Genomic DNA, 14,147 nt, shown 5'->3' on the forward strand with positions numbered 1-14,147 from the left:
GTCTGCGCCTTGCCGGTCATGGGGCACAGACAGGAATGGAGGGTTTACATGATCCACAAGAATTGGGCTGAACTGATCAAGCCGACCCAGCTTGACGTCAAGCCGGGCAACGATCCCGCGCGTCAGGCAACCGTGGTCGCCGAACCGCTGGAACGCGGCTTCGGTCTTACCCTGGGCAATGCCCTGCGCCGGATCCTGATGAGCTCGCTCCAGGGCGGGGCAATCACCAGCGTCCAGATCGACAACGTCCTGCACGAGTTCTCTTCGGTCGCGGGCGTGCGCGAGGACGTTACCGACATCATCCTGAACCTCAAGCAGGTTGCCCTGCGCATGGAAGTCGAAGGGCCCAAGCGCCTGTCGATCCAGGCCAAGGGTCCGGCTGTCGTCACCGCTGGCGACATCTCGGAATCGGCCGGCATCGAGATCCTGAACCGCGATCACGTGATCTGCCACCTCGACGACGGCGCCGACCTGTTCATGGAACTCACCGTGAACACCGGCAAGGGCTATGTCTCCGCCGACAAGAACAAGCCCGAGGACGCGCCCATCGGCCTGATCCCGATCGACGCGATCTATTCGCCGGTCAAGCGCGTCGCCTATGACGTGCAGCCGACCCGCGAGGGACAGGTTCTGGACTATGACAAGCTCTCGATGAAGATCGAGACAGACGGGTCCGTAACGCCCGAGGACGCCGTGGCCTATGCCGCGCGCATCCTGCAGGACCAGCTGTCGATCTTCGTGAACTTCGACGAGCCGGAATCGGCCTCCCGCCAGGACGACGACGACGGTCTGGAATTCAACCCGCTCCTCCTCAAGAAGGTGGACGAGCTGGAGCTGTCCGTGCGCTCGGCCAACTGCCTCAAGAACGACAACATCGTCTATATCGGCGACCTCATCCAGAAGACCGAAGCCGAGATGCTGCGCACCCCGAACTTCGGTCGCAAGTCGCTCAACGAGATCAAGGAAGTGCTCTCGGGCATGGGGCTGCATCTCGGGATGGACGTGGATGACTGGCCGCCCGACAACATCGAGGACCTCGCCAAGAAATACGAGGACTCGTTCTGATCCAACCGGGCGGGGGGTACCAGGCGGTACCCCCTCTCGCGCCGCGATGTACAAAACGGTCATTCCCCCGCCGGGGGCATGTACAAAACGGTCAAAACGGGCATTCCGCCCCAAGGTGAGCGGCTGACACGCATCGGCCGCCGGACAAAGCAAACCGCCCGTAGAGGGCACATCGGAGATTGAAAAATGCGTCACGCAAAAGGCTACCGCCGCCTCAACCGTACCCACGAACACCGCAAGGCGCTGTTCTCGAACATGGCCGGCTCGCTCATCGAGCACGAGCAGATCAAGACCACCCTGCCCAAGGCCAAGGAACTGCGCCCGATCGTCGAAAAGCTGATCACGCTGGGCAAGCGCGGTGACCTGCACGCACGCCGTCTGGCCGCCTCGCGCCTGAAAGAGGACAAGGACGTCGCCAAGCTGTTCGAGGTTCTCGGCCCCCGCTACAAGGACCGTCAAGGCGGCTATGTCCGTATTCTCAAAGCAGGATTCCGCTACGGCGACATGGCGCCCATGGCGATCATCGAACTGGTCGACCGTGACGTCGACGCCAAGGGCGCAGCCGACAAGGCCCGCGTGGCCGAGTTCGAAGACGCCGAGGATTGATCGCACGCGATCATCGGATCTGAAAAGGCCGCCGGGCGAACCGGCGGCCTTTTTGTTTTGTGACAATGCCTTGAGAGGGGTCAGGCGATCTCGGCCTTGACCAGCTTCTCGATCTCGTCGATCGGGTGATTGGTCAGCGTTTTGGCCACCTCGGCGACGATCTTGTTCGTCACCTCCTGGTGCATATCCTTGCGCAGCTCACCCAGAACCTGCGGCGAGGCGACAAGAACAAGCTCGCTGAACTTGCCCTTGTGGGCCTGCTTGTAGAGGATATCCGACAGGTCGGCGGCAAAGCGTTCCTTGGCCAATTCGTGCCAGTCGGTGTCGTCCAGCGCCGAGCGTTGTCCAACACCGGTGTCCTGCATGCGGCCCGGTCGGTTTGCCGATTGCTCGCGATCCGAGGGGTTCTCCTGCTCCTCGATGCGCACGACGTCGAGGTTCGGATCCTCGCCATCGGTCTGGTTTTCAAGGAAAAGCGCCTTCTCGCTGTCGGTCACGACAACCCAGGTCCCCTGTTTGATCTCGGCCATGGTCACACCTTTCCGTTGGTCGTGTTCACGTCGTAATCCTGCAACTCGTCGGATTTGCGGACGCGCGTTGCACCCGGGCGACTCTGTTCGGCCTCTTTCTGAAGGTCGCGCGTACCAACCTTGCGCTCAAGGTTACCACCCGCGCGCCCCTGCTGCGAAGGGGTTTCTTCGCTGTCGATGAACTCCTCGGTCTCACGTGTTCCGTCTTCGGAGCGATAGCGTCTGGCCATTGTGGACCTCCTTTTCTTCGTGGTCCCAGTTTAACCCGCGGGTGCGCGTTCTGTTCCGGGCGGTGGCTTGCAATGCCGGGACGCGCCGCGCATATCTGTGGCGCGAAACGAAAAGGAGGCTCTGATGCTTCGCAGCCTGTTCCTGCTGGCCGCCCTGACGCTGGCCCACCCCGTTCAGGCCGAGACGCGCGTGCCGAAAAGCCAGGCCGAGATTTCCATGGGGTTCGCCCCGGTGGTCCGCGAGGCGCGGCCTGCCGTGGTCAACATCTATGCCCGGATCATTCGCCCCGGACGGCAGCGGGGGCTTTTTTCCGACCCGTTCTTTCGCGACTTCTTTGGCGATGTGCCCAGCCCGCGCCCACGTGTTCAGAACTCCTTGGGTTCGGGCGTGATCCTCAGCGATGACGGGTATGTCGTTTCGAATTACCACGTGGTGGGCCAGGCGTCGGAAATTCGCGTCGTGACTGCAGACCGTCGCGAGTTTTCCGCCGAGGTGGTCCTGGGCGATGAGGAAAGCGATGTTGCCATCCTCCGTCTGGACGACGCCGAGCATCTTCCCTTTCTGCGGCTTCGCGATAGCGACGAGGTCGAAGTCGGCGAACTGGTTCTGGCCATCGGCAACCCGTTCGGCATCGGGCAAACGGTCAGCAGCGGTATCGTTTCGGGGCTTGCCCGTTCCGGCGTGGCGACGGGAAATGCGCGCGGCTATTTCATCCAGACCGATGCGGCGATCAACCCGGGCAATTCCGGGGGCGCGCTGATCGACGTGAATGGCGATCTGATCGGGATCAATACCTCGATCCTCAGCCGGTCGGGCGGGTCGAACGGCATCGGGTTCGCGATCCCCGCCAACCTTGTAACCGAATTCCTGCGGCAGGCGCGTGCGGGCCATGAGAGTTTCCAGCGTCCCTGGGCAGGCATGGCTGGACAGCCAATGAGTGCAGGGATCGCCGAATCCTTTGGCCTGACCTTTCCCGAAGGGGTCGTGATATCCGATCTGCACCCCGACAGCCCGGTCGGGCAGGCTGGTTTCAGGGTTGGTGATACGGTCACCCACGTGGATGGCGAAGAGGTCAATTCCCCGTCCGAGATGATGTTTCGCATGTCGATCGCCGGGATCGGGGGCGAAGTCACCATGACCCGTTTGCGTGATGGCGAACGCGATGAGCGGCGCGTCGCGCTGATGCCGCCGCCTGATGAGCCACCGGCCGAAGAAACGGTTCTGGATGAGCGGAGCGTTCTGCCCGGTCTCGCCGTCGCGCGCGTCAATCCAGCGGTCATCCTACGCCTGAACCTGCCGCTTTCGGCCGAGGGTGTCGTGGTCGAGGATCCCGGCCCATACGGCGTGCGCGCGGGGTTGCAGCGCGGTGATATTCTGTCCGCGGTCAATGGCGAGGCGGTGGAGCGGCCCGGCGACCTCGTGCAGGTCCTGCGCGAAACGGGGCGCTGGTTGCGGTTCGACCTTTTGCGGCGCGGGCAGCCCGTTACCCTGCGCCTGAGGCTCTGACTCTTGGCCGATCTTTTCGACACACCATCACAGGCACCCGATCCGCAAGGCACCGCGCCACGCCCCCTTGCCGACCGCCTGCGCCCGCGCAAACTCTCCGATGTGATCGGACAGGCGCAGGTGCTTGGGCCCGAGGCGCCTTTGGGTGTCATGTTGGCCTCCGGCAGCCTGTCGAGCCTCGTGTTCTGGGGCCCGCCGGGCGTTGGCAAAACCACGATTGCCCGGCTTCTGGCGCAAGAGACCGATCTGCATTTCGTCCAGATCAGTGCCATCTTCAGCGGTGTCGCCGAGTTGAAGAAAGTGTTCGAGGCGGCGCGGATGCGGCGCGCGAACGGGCGGGGGACACTGCTCTTCGTCGATGAGATCCACCGCTTCAACAAGGCACAGCAGGACAGTTTCCTGCCGCATATGGAGGATGGCACTATCCTTCTCGTGGGCGCGACGACCGAGAACCCGTCTTTCGAGTTGAATGCCGCGCTTCTGAGCCGTGCCCAAGTGTTGGTCCTCGAGCGTCTGTCGATGGCGGAACTCGAAGCCCTGACGACGCGCGCCGAGGGAGAGTTGGGGAAAAAGCTGCCGCTCGATACCTCTGCGCGCGAGGCCTTGCAGGAGATGGCCGACGGAGACGGTCGCGCCCTGCTGAACCTCGTCGAACAGGTCGCGGCATGGACCGTCGCCCAGCCGCTTGATCGCGAGGCGCTGGCCGCGCGGCTGATGCGCCGCGCGACGAAATACGACAAGTCGGGCGATGAGCATTACAATCTCATTTCGGCGCTGCACAAATCGGTCCGCGGTTCCGATCCCGACGCGGCGCTTTACTGGTTGTCGCGCATGCTGACTGGCGGTGAGGATCCCCGCTATCTCGCCCGGCGGATCACGCGCATGGCGATCGAGGATATCGGCCTTGCCGATCCGCAGGCGCAGTCGATCTGCCTGCACGCCTGGGAGATCTATGAACGGCTCGGCTCTCCCGAGGGTGAACTGGCGCTGGCGCAGGCGGTGATCTACCTGTCGCTGGCGCCCAAGTCGAACGGCGGGTACATGGGGTATAACGCCGCTATGCGCCTGGCCAAGAAGTCGGGCAGCGAACCGCCGCCCAAGCACATCCTCAACGCGCCGACCAGCCTGATGAAAGAGCAGGGATACGGCAAGGGCTATGCCTATGACCACGATGCCGAAGACGCGTTTTCCGGTCAGAACTATTTCCCGGACGGTTTGGAGCGCCCCGAACTCTATCAACCCGTCGAGCGCGGGTTCGAGCGCGAACTGAAAAAGCGGCTGGAGTATTTCGCGAAACTGCGGTTGCAGAGATCCGCGGAGGAATGACGCCCGGCGTGCCGGTCTCCTCCGCCATGGCTGCCGTTCGTTTGCGCCGCTGCCGTTTCGGACAACCGCCGCGCGCCCTGCGCGCGGCCCGGCCCAACGCCGAGGGTTGCGGGCGCCAGCCCGCTGGCCCGAGGGGGCGGGAGCGCTCCGGTCCTTGACTCCGCGCGCCCTGCGGGCGAGAGGAGCGCCATGATCCTGTCCCTGTCACATGTGGCCCTTGGAGGTGCTGTTGGTGCGAGCCTGCGCTACCTTGCGGGGGTGGCGCTCTTTCGGCTGACCGGCGCGCAGCCGTTTCCGCTGGCGATCTTGTCGGTGAACGTGCTTGGCTCCTTTGCGATGGGGGTCTTCGTCGTCATCGCGGCGCATCGCGGGCTGACGCATCTGAGCCCCTTGGTCATGACCGGCCTTCTGGGGGGCTTCACCACCTTCTCGGCCTTTTCTCTCGAAGCCGTGACGCTGTGGGAGCGTGGCGACATGATACAATCCGCGCTTTATGTCGCCCTGTCCGTAGGGCTGTCGATCGGAGCGCTTGTGGCGGGGCTGCTATTGGCGCGGGGGATAGTGGCATGAGTGGCGTTCAGACCATTACCGTGGCCGAGGGCGACGGGGACCAGCGTCTCGACCGGTGGCTGCGCCGCCTCTATCCGCATGTCAGTCAGGGCCGCATCGAAAAGATGTGTCGCAAGGGCGAACTTCGTGTCGATGGCGGGCGGGTCAAGGCCTCCACGCGGCTCGAACCCGGCCAGCAGGTACGTGTTCCCCCCTTGCCCGATGCCGATCACAAGCCCGCCGAAGCGCGGCCGCGCGTGACGGACGCGGACGCGAAGATGATCCGCGATTGCGTGATCTGGCGCGATGATCATGTCATCGCCCTGAACAAGCCGCATGGCCTGCCCGTACAGGGCGGCAGTGGCCTGACACGCCATGTCGACGGTCTGGGCGAGGCGCTGCGCTTCGGCCTCGACGAGAATCCGCGTCTTGTGCACCGGCTCGACAAGGATACGTCGGGCGTCCTGCTGCTGGCCCGCACGCGCGAGGCGGCCAAGGGGTTGACGGCGGCTTTCCGTCACCGCAACACCAAGAAGATCTACTGGGCGCTCGTTGCAGGCGTGCCGACCCCTTACCTGGGAGAGATCAAGACCGGCCTCGTCAAGGCACCGGGACACGGGTCGAAAGGTGAGGGCGAGAAGATGATCGCCGTGCATCCCTCCGAAATCGAGGATACGCCCGGCGCGAAGCGCGCGCATACGCTCTATGCAACGCTCTACCGGGTTGCTGGCCGCGCCTCGTGGGTGGCTATGGAGCCCGTCACCGGGCGCACCCATCAGCTTCGTGCGCATATGGCGGCGATCGGGCATCCGATCATCGGAGACGGCAAGTATGGTGGCTCGGGGCAGGAGAACCTTGGCGATGGCTGGGGGGCGCAGCTGGGTGGTATCATTTCCAAGAAACTTCATCTGCACGCCCGCAGCCTTAGTTTCGAACATCCCATAACGCGCAGACCGGTGACGGTGACGGCGCCCTTGCCTGCGCATATGGCGGAAAGCTGGGAAACCCTTGGCTGGACCGAGGATCTGGCCGCTGATGACCCGTTCGAGGAATTGCGATGAACGGTCCGCTGCGGCTGGTCCTGTTCGACGTGGACGGCACGCTGGTCGACAGCCAGGCGGGTATTCTTGGCGCGATGGAAGCTGCGTTCGAGGCTGTGGACATGGCACCGCCCGATCGCGAAACCGTTCTCGGGATCGTGGGATTGTCCCTGCCGCTGGCAATACAGCGGCTTGGTCCCGACCTTTCCGCTGTGATGCATCAACGGATGGAAGCGGCCTATCGCGAGGCTTATTTCACCCAGCGCGCTGAGCTGGGGGCGGGGCATTCGCCGCTGTATCCCGGTGCATTGGAAATCCTTGATCGCTTACACGGCACGCCTGAGATTCTGATGGGCGTGGCGACCGGCAAGTCGCAGCGCGGCCTTGACGCGCTGATCGAGGCGCACGGGCTGGAACGCTATTTCGTGACCCGGCAATGCGCCGATCATCACCCGTCCAAGCCGCACCCTTCGATGATTGCAACCGCACTGTCCGAGACGGGGGTTGCGCCAGAAGGAGCCATCATGGTCGGGGATACGAGCTTTGACATGGACATGGCGGCGGCTGCGGGGATCGCGGGCATCGGGGTAAGCTGGGGCTATCACCGACCCGCCGCATTGAGCGGCGCCCGACGGGTGATCGACGGGTTCGAGGCGCTGCCCGGCGCGTTGGACGAGATCTGGAAGGAAAGTCTGGCATGAGCGAGTGGAAACCAAAACGGTTCTGGAACGCTGCGACGGTCCAGGAGGGCGAAGAGGGCTTTTCGGTCACGCTTGACGGTCGGCCGGTACGCACTCCGGCCAAGGCCGAATTGCAGCTGCCGACCCGCGCCATGGCCGAGGCGATTGCGGCCGAGTGGGACGCGCAGGAAAATGTCGTCGATCCGCTGACCATGCCCTTTACCCGCTCTGCCAACGCCGCCATCGACAAGGTGCGTACGCAACATGCCGAAGTGGCCGACATGCTGGCGGGCTACGGCGATTCCGATCTGCTTTGTTATCGCGCCACCTATCCCGATGCGCTTGTTGCCCGGCAGGCCGCCGAATGGGACCCGGCGCTGGATTGGGCAGAAGCGGCGCTTGGCGCGCGATTGGTTCCCGTCGCGGGCGTGGTTCACCAGCCACAGGATCCCGGCGCATTGGAACGGCTGAAGACGCTGACGCATGAAATGGATGCGTTCCGCCTCGCGGCCTTTCACGATCTCGTGGGGTTGTCGGGCTCGCTGGTGCTGGGCTTTGCCGCAGCCCGCGACTGGCGCGACGCGCAGGAAATCTGGACGCTCTCGCGGCTGGACGAAACCTGGCAGGAAGAACAATGGGGCCGGGACGAGGACGCACACGCACAAGCGGAGCGAAAGAAGGCCGAGTTCATGCACGCCAAACGGTTCTACGACGCTGCCCGCTGACCGATGCGCCTTATCCATAGGCTTTACCCTTGGTTATGGGGGCGCGGCAGGGTGCATTGGTTCCATCCCACACTTGACCTTTCCGAATGATTGCGACCAAACTCGGGGCACGCCGAGGGGGGAAACCTAAATCGGTATCTTGTCGGCATGTAACCATGCCGTGCGAACCGCAACAAAATGTGCGGAAAATCAGGAAGAGGTAAAAATGAAGAAATCCGTATTTTTGGGCGCCGTCACCGTCGCCGGTCTGGCAGCAGGTGCTGCAGCGGCCGCAACGATCGACGACGTCAAGGCACGCGGCAAGCTGAACTGCGGTGTGACCACCGGTCTGGTCGGCTTTGCGGCGCCGGATTCGAATGGGGAATGGAAGGGTTTCGACGTCGCCGTATGCCGCGCTGTCGCAGCGGCAGTACTGGGTGATCCGACGGCTGTGGAATTCGTTCCCACCACCGGCAAAACCCGCTTTACCGCGCTTGCCTCGGGCGAGATCGACATGCTCGCGCGGAACACCACCTGGACCTTCAGCCGTGACGTCGACCTGAAGTTCGAATTCACCGGCATCAACTATTATGACGGTCAGGGCTTCATGATCCCGAAGTCGCTGGGCGTTTCTTCGGCCAAGGAGCTGGACGGTGCGACTGTCTGCATCCAGACCGGCACCACCACCGAGCTGAACCTCGCGGATTTCTTCCGCGCGAACAACATCAGCTATGAGCCGGTGCCGATCGAGACCAACGCCGAAGCGCAGCAGCAGTACCTTGCGGGGGCCTGCGACGTCTACACGACCGACGCGTCCGGCCTGGCCGCGACCCGTGCCACCTTCGAGAACCCGGGCGACCACGTGCTGCTGCCTGAAATCATCTCGAAAGAGCCGCTCGGCCCGCTGGTGCGCCATGGCGACCACGAGTGGGGCGATGTCGTGCGCTGGACCCTCAACGCGCTGATCGCAGCCGAAGAGCTGGGCGTGACCTCGGCCAATATCGACGAGATGGCAGCGGGGACGAACAACCCCGAAGTCAACCGTCTGCTTGGCACCGAAGGAACCCTCGGTGAGATGCTCGGCCTCGACAAGGATTGGGCCATGCGCGCGATCAAGGTCGGCGGCAACTACGGTGAAGTCTTTGCCCGCAACATCGGCGAAGAAACCCCGATCGGTCTGGCCCGTGGCCTGAACGCCCAGTGGACCGATGGCGGCCTGCTCTACGCGCCGCCGTTCCGCTAAGACATCCGCGAAAAGGGCGCAGGGCATCCTGCGCCCTTTTTGCATCCTGAAAAACAACGAACCCGGCTGCGGGAGAGTGGGGAAAACCTCACCGTGCATCGCTCCGGGATGTTCCGGGGAAATCATTAGGTCATGACGACTCTCACCGACCCGCCGAAGGAGCAGTTCCGTCTGTCCATGCTCCTGAACGATACGCGATATCGTTCCTACACATTCCAATTCATCGCCCTGATCCTTGTCGTTGCGCTGATCGCCTATCTTGGATCGAACCTCGTGCAGAACCTGCGCGCGGCAGGGCTGAACATCTCCTACGAATTCCTGGGCGAGCCGGCCGGTTACGACATCAACCAGCGCCCGATCCCCTATGACAGCCAGAGCACGCATTTGCGCGCTTCCTTTGTGGGTGTTCTGAACACGTTGATCGTGGCCTTCCTGGCCTGCATTACCGCAACGGTCATCGGTGTTATCGCTGGGGTTCTGCGCCTGTCGAACAACTGGCTGGTCCGCAAGTTGATGGCGGTCTACGTCGAAGCGTTCCGCAACGTGCCGGTGCTGATCTGGATCCTCATCATCTTTACCATCATGACGGCAACGCTGCCGGCGCCGCGCGCGTTCCGGGGAGAAGACCCCGAGGCAACGATGCTGTTCGGTGCCTTCGCGTTCACCAACCGCGGCGTCTACCTGCCGAAGCCGCTTTTCGAGCCGATGGGATGGGTCGTTCTTGGCGTGTTCATCGCCTCGATTTTCGGTGCGATAGCCTATCGCCGGCACGCGACAAAGCTGCTTTATGACACTGGCAGACTGCTGCCGATGGGGTGGCCCACAGTGGCGATCATCATCCTTCCCGCGGTGCTTGCCTTCTTCGTTCTGGGTCGGCCCATCTCGTTGGAATACCCGGAACTGGGCGGTTTCAACTTCCGCGGCGGTGTTCAGGTTCTGGGATCGCTCATTGCCCTTTGGCTGGCGCTCGCCATCTATACGGGCGCATTCATCGCCGAGAACGTGCGCGCGGGTATTCAGGCCGTGTCGAGGGGGCAGACCGAGGCTGCGGCCTCTCTTGGGTTGCGTCCGCGCCGGATCATGAACCTTGTCGTTCTTCCCCAGGCGCTGCGGATCATCATTCCGCCGCTGATCTCGCAATATCTCAACATCACCAAAAACTCGTCTCTCGCCATCGCGGTTGGGTACATGGACATCACCGGCACGCTGGGTGGCATCACGCTCAACCAGACCGGTCGCGCGATCGAGGCGGTTCTGCTGCTGATGCTGTTCTACCTCACCATCTCGCTGATCATTTCGGCGGTGATGAACATCTACAACAACGCCGTGAAGCTGAAGGAGCGCTGACATGAGCGATACTCACCAGCACTCGATCCGTTTCGTGCGCGAGACCATGCTGCCACAGGCCGAACCGCCCGTGGCAGAGCGGGGCATCGTGAAATGGATGCGTCAAAACCTGTTCTCGAACATCACCAATACCGTCCTGACGCTGTTGGCGATCCTGGCGATCTATAACCTCGCCGTCGGCACGTTGCCCTGGCTACTGAATGGCATCTGGGATGCTCCGTCGATCAGGGTTTGCCGTGAAATCCTTGACGGCAAGACAGGGGGGTGTTTCGCGGTTCTCACCGATCGCTGGAACCAGCTTCTGTTCGGATTCAAATACCCGGCCGGTGAATATTGGCGGCCCTCCGTTGCCTTTGTCCTGCTCTTTGTCGCAGCGGCACCGGTGATGTTCTTCAAGTATCTGCCACGGCAGCTGCTGATCTTTACCGCGATCTACCCGTTCGTGGCCTACTGGCTGATCTGGGGCGGTCCCATCCTGTCGCCCATCGTGGCGCTTTTGGGTTTTGGCGCAGGCTACCTTGTCTGGAACCGGCTGGTTGCGTCGTCCTTTGCTGCCGGTTTCTTTGGCGCCATCGTCGCGGCGGCGGTGACCTGGTTCGTCGGCGGCATGATCGTCGACGCGATTGCACCGGAAAACCCGATGCTGTCGGCGGTGCCCTCGCGGGACATGGGGGGCTTTATGCTCAACATGATCCTCGGCGTGGTCTGTGTCTCGCTGTCGATCCCGTTCGGCATCGCGCTGGCGTTGGGGCGGCAATCGTCGATGCCGATCATCAAGTGGATCTGTGTGATCTTCATCGAGTTCGTGCGGGGTGTGCCGCTCATCACCCTGCTCTTCGTGGCGAACGTGGTTCTGGCGTATTTCCTGCCGCCGGGCGCGACATTCGACCTTATCATCCGCGTCATCATCATGATCACGGCCTTTGCCTCGGCCTATATCGCCGAGGTGATCCGGGGTGGTCTGGCGGCCTTGCCGCGAGGCCAGTACGAGGCGGCTGACAGCCTCGGCCTCGACTATCCGCAGGCGATGCGACTGATCATCCTGCCGCAGGCGCTCAAGATCTCGATCCCGGGCATCGTGAATGTCGCGGTGGGCCTGTTCAAGGACACCACGCTGGTTTCGGTCATCTCGATGTTCGACCTTGTCGGCATGATCCGCGGGCCGATCCTGGCCTCGACCGACTGGAACGGGGTCTACTGGGAGCTGTTCGGTTTCGCCGCACTGCTGTTTTTCGTCGTGTGCTACGGCATTTCACAATATTCGCAATGGCTCGAACGCGAGCTGGCGACAGATCACAGATAGGAGGGGCGGGCCATGGCGGAAACCGCACAAATGCAAGTCTCGGACGAAATCGCGATCCAGATCGAGAACATGAACAAATGGTACGGATCGTTCCACGTGCTGCGGGATATCGATCTGACCGTCTACAAGGGCGAACGGATCGTCATCTGCGGACCTTCCGGGTCGGGTAAGTCGACCTTGATCCGCTGCATTAATGCGCTGGAAGAGCATCAGCAGGGCAAGATCGTGGTCGACGGCACCCTGTTGAGTTCCGACATCAAGAACATCGACACGATCCGGTCCGAGGTCGGGATGGTGTTCCAGCACTTCAACCTGTTCCCGCATCTGACGATCTTGGAGAACTGCACGCTCGCACCGATCTGGGTTCGCAAGATCCCGAAGCGTGAGGCCGAGGAAACGGCGATGCACTTCCTCGAAAAGGTCAAGATCCCCGAACAGGCCGACAAGTATCCCGGCCAGCTTTCGGGCGGTCAGCAGCAGCGTGTGGCTATCGCGCGCTCTCTGTGCATGCGTCCGCGCATCATGTTGTTTGACGAACCGACCTCGGCGCTCGACCCCGAGATGATCAAGGAAGTGCTCGACACCATGATCGAACTGGCCGAAGAGGGCATGACCATGCTCTGCGTGACCCACGAGATGGGTTTTGCGCAGGCTGTGGCGAACCGGGTGATCTTCATGGACCAGGGACAGATCGTTGAGCAGAACGAGCCCAAGGAGTTCTTCAACAATCCGCGGAGCGACCGGACCAAGCTGTTCCTGAGTCAGATTCTCGGCCACTGAGGCCGGAGTGGGAAAGGCGAGCGGTCAGCTCGCCTTTTCGTCCATTTCGGGCAGCTCGCGCGGCACGACGAAGCCGAGCACCTCGCCGCTTTCCCAACGCAGATCGCGCCACGTGTCGACTTCGAAACGAATTACGGTCGTCGCACAGGTAGGATAATCGTAGAATCGCGGGTGGTCGGGCGCTTCATCTACAATCCGCCCTGCAAACTCGGCCATGCCCGGGTTGTGCCCCAATAGCAATACGGTCTCGCCCCGCGACTCGCGGAGGACCTGCATCATCCTGTCAGGGCCCGCGTGGTAAAGCGCGTCCCTGAAATCGGTGTTGTAGGCCTCCAGGCCCATAAGCGACCAGGTTTCTCGGGTGCGTTCGGATGTCGAGCACAGCAATGTGTCCGGCGTCCATCCGTGCTCGGTCAGCCAAGCCCCGACAAGTGGGGCAGACTTGCGTCCGCGTTTGTTCAGGGGGCGGTCGAAATCGGCAAGATCCGGGTTATCCCAGCTGGACTTCGCGTGACGTGTCAGGATCAGGGTTCGGGTCATGGTGTTCCTCGATGAAAAGCGGCCATGTGCAAGGCCGATTGCGCATCGTAGCGCCCCGCGCCCTGGCTTACTGGGCAGGCACGCCGGACAAAGCACCCCCTGGTCATGCAGTCTTGACCTGCCGGCGTATCGAGATAGCCGTGACACGCGTCCAGATCATAGGGTGCCGATCCGGTCAGCGCCGAGACCGGGCAGGCCGTTGTACAGGGGGCGTCGCATGTTGTGCATGGCGACATGCCTGCAACCGGCTCCAGCGGGACTTCTTCGCTCAGATGCAAAGCACCCCGATAGGAAATCATCATTCCGACGGTGTCATGGACGAGCATGCCCGTGGGGCTTGAAAAGGCCCGTCCCGACGCAACCGCCCAGTCTATGAAAGGTGCGTATGGCGGGCCACCGAACGGGAACCAAGCCGTTCCACCAAAAGTATCGGCAAGACCGGTCACCACCCGCTCCGACCAGCGGTCGATCGGGTCGGGGGCGCCATCCGATGCCTCGGGCGAGTTTTGGAAGACCGGCCAGAAATCGGCACCGGCACCGAGCAGGATCAACGTGCCACTGTCGAGCTGGCGAACGGTGTTGCGCGCAGGGTGGAAGGCTCCCATGACCAACAGCCCTTCGGCCGCGCAAGCTGCCTCGATGCTGGCGAACTCTGTCCTTGACGTCGACTGACCATCCGGCACGACACTCTCTCCCT

At 62.6% G+C, this 14,147-nt stretch carries 16 protein-coding genes; 12 read left to right on the forward strand and 4 right to left on the reverse strand.

The annotated features are described in order from the left end of the window. Window positions 1–48: 48 nt before the first annotated feature. A complete protein-coding gene (locus ACFORG_RS12475) occupies window positions 49–1,065 on the forward strand; it encodes a DNA-directed RNA polymerase subunit alpha (protein ID WP_386735863.1) in 1,017 nt (338 codons plus the stop codon). 186 nt (window positions 1,066–1,251) lie between these two features. Then, window positions 1,252–1,671, forward strand: coding sequence for a 50S ribosomal protein L17 (gene rplQ / locus ACFORG_RS12480; protein WP_386735864.1), 420 nt, complete (start codon window positions 1,252–1,254; stop codon window positions 1,669–1,671). 80 nt (window positions 1,672–1,751) lie between these two features. Here the strand turns inward: rplQ and ACFORG_RS12485 are convergent, their stop codons facing one another. Together ACFORG_RS12485 and ACFORG_RS12490 are read right to left on the reverse strand one after the other, a co-directional pair. Next, entirely contained in the window at window positions 1,752–2,201 is a 450-nt protein-coding gene (locus ACFORG_RS12485; RefSeq protein WP_386735865.1) for a host attachment family protein, read from the reverse strand. Between the two features lie 2 nt (window positions 2,202–2,203). Beyond that, the gene (locus ACFORG_RS12490) at window positions 2,204–2,431 is read right to left on the reverse strand and encodes a hypothetical protein (RefSeq protein WP_386735866.1); all 228 of its coding nucleotides are present in this window, start codon (window positions 2,429–2,431) and stop codon (window positions 2,204–2,206) included. 124 nt (window positions 2,432–2,555) lie between these two features. Here ACFORG_RS12490 and ACFORG_RS12495 point away from each other — a divergent pair, with 124 nt between their 5' ends. The 10 genes from ACFORG_RS12495 (at window position 2,556) to ACFORG_RS12540 (ending at window position 12,910) form a co-directional block, all read left to right on the forward strand. After that, the gene (locus ACFORG_RS12495) at window positions 2,556–3,938 is read left to right on the forward strand and encodes a trypsin-like peptidase domain-containing protein (protein WP_386735867.1); all 1,383 of its coding nucleotides are present in this window, start codon (window positions 2,556–2,558) and stop codon (window positions 3,936–3,938) included. A gap of 3 nt (window positions 3,939–3,941) precedes the next feature. After that, the gene (locus tag ACFORG_RS12500; protein WP_386735868.1) at window positions 3,942–5,264 is read left to right on the forward strand and encodes a replication-associated recombination protein A; all 1,323 of its coding nucleotides are present in this window, start codon (window positions 3,942–3,944) and stop codon (window positions 5,262–5,264) included. A 189-nt stretch (window positions 5,265–5,453) separates the two neighbouring features. Beyond that, window positions 5,454–5,834: a fluoride efflux transporter CrcB gene (gene crcB, locus ACFORG_RS12505; protein ID WP_386735869.1), complete on the forward strand. Its 381-nt coding sequence runs from the start codon at window positions 5,454–5,456 to the stop codon at window positions 5,832–5,834. Beyond that, window positions 5,831–6,874 carry an RluA family pseudouridine synthase gene (locus ACFORG_RS12510; RefSeq protein WP_386735870.1) on the forward strand — a complete coding sequence of 348 codons (1,044 nt, stop codon included), beginning with the start codon at window positions 5,831–5,833 and terminating at the stop codon, window positions 6,872–6,874. The genes crcB and ACFORG_RS12510 overlap by 4 nt, the downstream gene beginning before the upstream one ends. Beyond that, window positions 6,871–7,554: an HAD-IA family hydrolase gene (locus ACFORG_RS12515; RefSeq protein ID WP_386735871.1), complete on the forward strand. Its 684-nt coding sequence runs from the start codon at window positions 6,871–6,873 to the stop codon at window positions 7,552–7,554. The genes ACFORG_RS12510 and ACFORG_RS12515 overlap by 4 nt, the downstream gene beginning before the upstream one ends. Next, on the forward strand, window positions 7,551–8,258 hold the full coding sequence (locus ACFORG_RS12520; protein WP_386735872.1) for an ATP12 family chaperone protein: 708 nt from the start codon (window positions 7,551–7,553) through the stop codon (window positions 8,256–8,258). The genes ACFORG_RS12515 and ACFORG_RS12520 overlap by 4 nt, the downstream gene beginning before the upstream one ends. A 205-nt stretch (window positions 8,259–8,463) precedes the next feature. Next, window positions 8,464–9,480 carry an amino acid ABC transporter substrate-binding protein gene (locus tag ACFORG_RS12525; RefSeq protein WP_386735873.1) on the forward strand — a complete coding sequence of 339 codons (1,017 nt, stop codon included), beginning with the start codon at window positions 8,464–8,466 and terminating at the stop codon, window positions 9,478–9,480. 132 nt (window positions 9,481–9,612) lie between these two features. Beyond that, window positions 9,613–10,827: an amino acid ABC transporter permease gene (locus tag ACFORG_RS12530; RefSeq protein WP_386735874.1), complete on the forward strand. Its 1,215-nt coding sequence runs from the start codon at window positions 9,613–9,615 to the stop codon at window positions 10,825–10,827. Window position 10,828: 1 nt separating this feature from the next. Then, the gene (locus ACFORG_RS12535; RefSeq protein WP_386735875.1) at window positions 10,829–12,130 is read left to right on the forward strand and encodes an amino acid ABC transporter permease; all 1,302 of its coding nucleotides are present in this window, start codon (window positions 10,829–10,831) and stop codon (window positions 12,128–12,130) included. A 12-nt stretch (window positions 12,131–12,142) separates the two neighbouring features. Beyond that, window positions 12,143–12,910 carry an amino acid ABC transporter ATP-binding protein gene (locus ACFORG_RS12540; protein ID WP_386735876.1) on the forward strand — a complete coding sequence of 256 codons (768 nt, stop codon included), beginning with the start codon at window positions 12,143–12,145 and terminating at the stop codon, window positions 12,908–12,910. Between the two features lie 24 nt (window positions 12,911–12,934). Here ACFORG_RS12540 and ACFORG_RS12545 read toward each other — a convergent pair whose 3' ends face one another. Together ACFORG_RS12545 and ACFORG_RS12550 are read right to left on the reverse strand one after the other, a co-directional pair. After that, a complete protein-coding gene (locus tag ACFORG_RS12545; protein ID WP_386735877.1) occupies window positions 12,935–13,450 on the reverse strand; it encodes a SixA phosphatase family protein in 516 nt (171 codons plus the stop codon). Then, window positions 13,447–14,133 carry a ferredoxin gene (locus ACFORG_RS12550; protein WP_386735878.1) on the reverse strand — a complete coding sequence of 229 codons (687 nt, stop codon included), beginning with the start codon at window positions 14,131–14,133 and terminating at the stop codon, window positions 13,447–13,449. The genes ACFORG_RS12545 and ACFORG_RS12550 overlap by 4 nt, the downstream gene beginning before the upstream one ends. Between the last annotated feature and the right edge of the window lie 14 nt (window positions 14,134–14,147).

The organism is Lutimaribacter marinistellae (assembly GCF_042648365.1).
Lineage (GTDB): Bacteria > Pseudomonadota > Alphaproteobacteria > Rhodobacterales > Rhodobacteraceae > Lutimaribacter_A > Lutimaribacter_A marinistellae.

Coding starts and splice junctions, on each gene's coding strand:
- ACFORG_RS12475 (WP_386735863.1), top strand. CDS start 49: ATGATCCACAAGAATTGGGCTGAACTGATCAAGCCGACCCAGCTTGAC.
- rplQ (WP_386735864.1), top strand. CDS start 1,252: ATGCGTCACGCAAAAGGCTACCGCCGCCTCAACCGTACCCACGAACAC.
- ACFORG_RS12485 (WP_386735865.1), bottom strand. CDS start 2,201: ATGGCCGAGATCAAACAGGGGACCTGGGTTGTCGTGACCGACAGCGAG.
- ACFORG_RS12490 (WP_386735866.1), bottom strand. CDS start 2,431: ATGGCCAGACGCTATCGCTCCGAAGACGGAACACGTGAGACCGAGGAG.
- ACFORG_RS12495 (WP_386735867.1), top strand. CDS start 2,556: ATGCTTCGCAGCCTGTTCCTGCTGGCCGCCCTGACGCTGGCCCACCCC.
- crcB (WP_386735869.1), top strand. CDS start 5,454: ATGATCCTGTCCCTGTCACATGTGGCCCTTGGAGGTGCTGTTGGTGCG.
- ACFORG_RS12510 (WP_386735870.1), top strand. CDS start 5,831: ATGAGTGGCGTTCAGACCATTACCGTGGCCGAGGGCGACGGGGACCAG.
- ACFORG_RS12515 (WP_386735871.1), top strand. CDS start 6,871: ATGAACGGTCCGCTGCGGCTGGTCCTGTTCGACGTGGACGGCACGCTG.
- ACFORG_RS12520 (WP_386735872.1), top strand. CDS start 7,551: ATGAGCGAGTGGAAACCAAAACGGTTCTGGAACGCTGCGACGGTCCAG.
- ACFORG_RS12525 (WP_386735873.1), top strand. CDS start 8,464: ATGAAGAAATCCGTATTTTTGGGCGCCGTCACCGTCGCCGGTCTGGCA.
- ACFORG_RS12530 (WP_386735874.1), top strand. CDS start 9,613: ATGACGACTCTCACCGACCCGCCGAAGGAGCAGTTCCGTCTGTCCATG.
- ACFORG_RS12535 (WP_386735875.1), top strand. CDS start 10,829: ATGAGCGATACTCACCAGCACTCGATCCGTTTCGTGCGCGAGACCATG.
- ACFORG_RS12540 (WP_386735876.1), top strand. CDS start 12,143: ATGGCGGAAACCGCACAAATGCAAGTCTCGGACGAAATCGCGATCCAG.
- ACFORG_RS12545 (WP_386735877.1), bottom strand. CDS start 13,450: ATGACCCGAACCCTGATCCTGACACGTCACGCGAAGTCCAGCTGGGAT.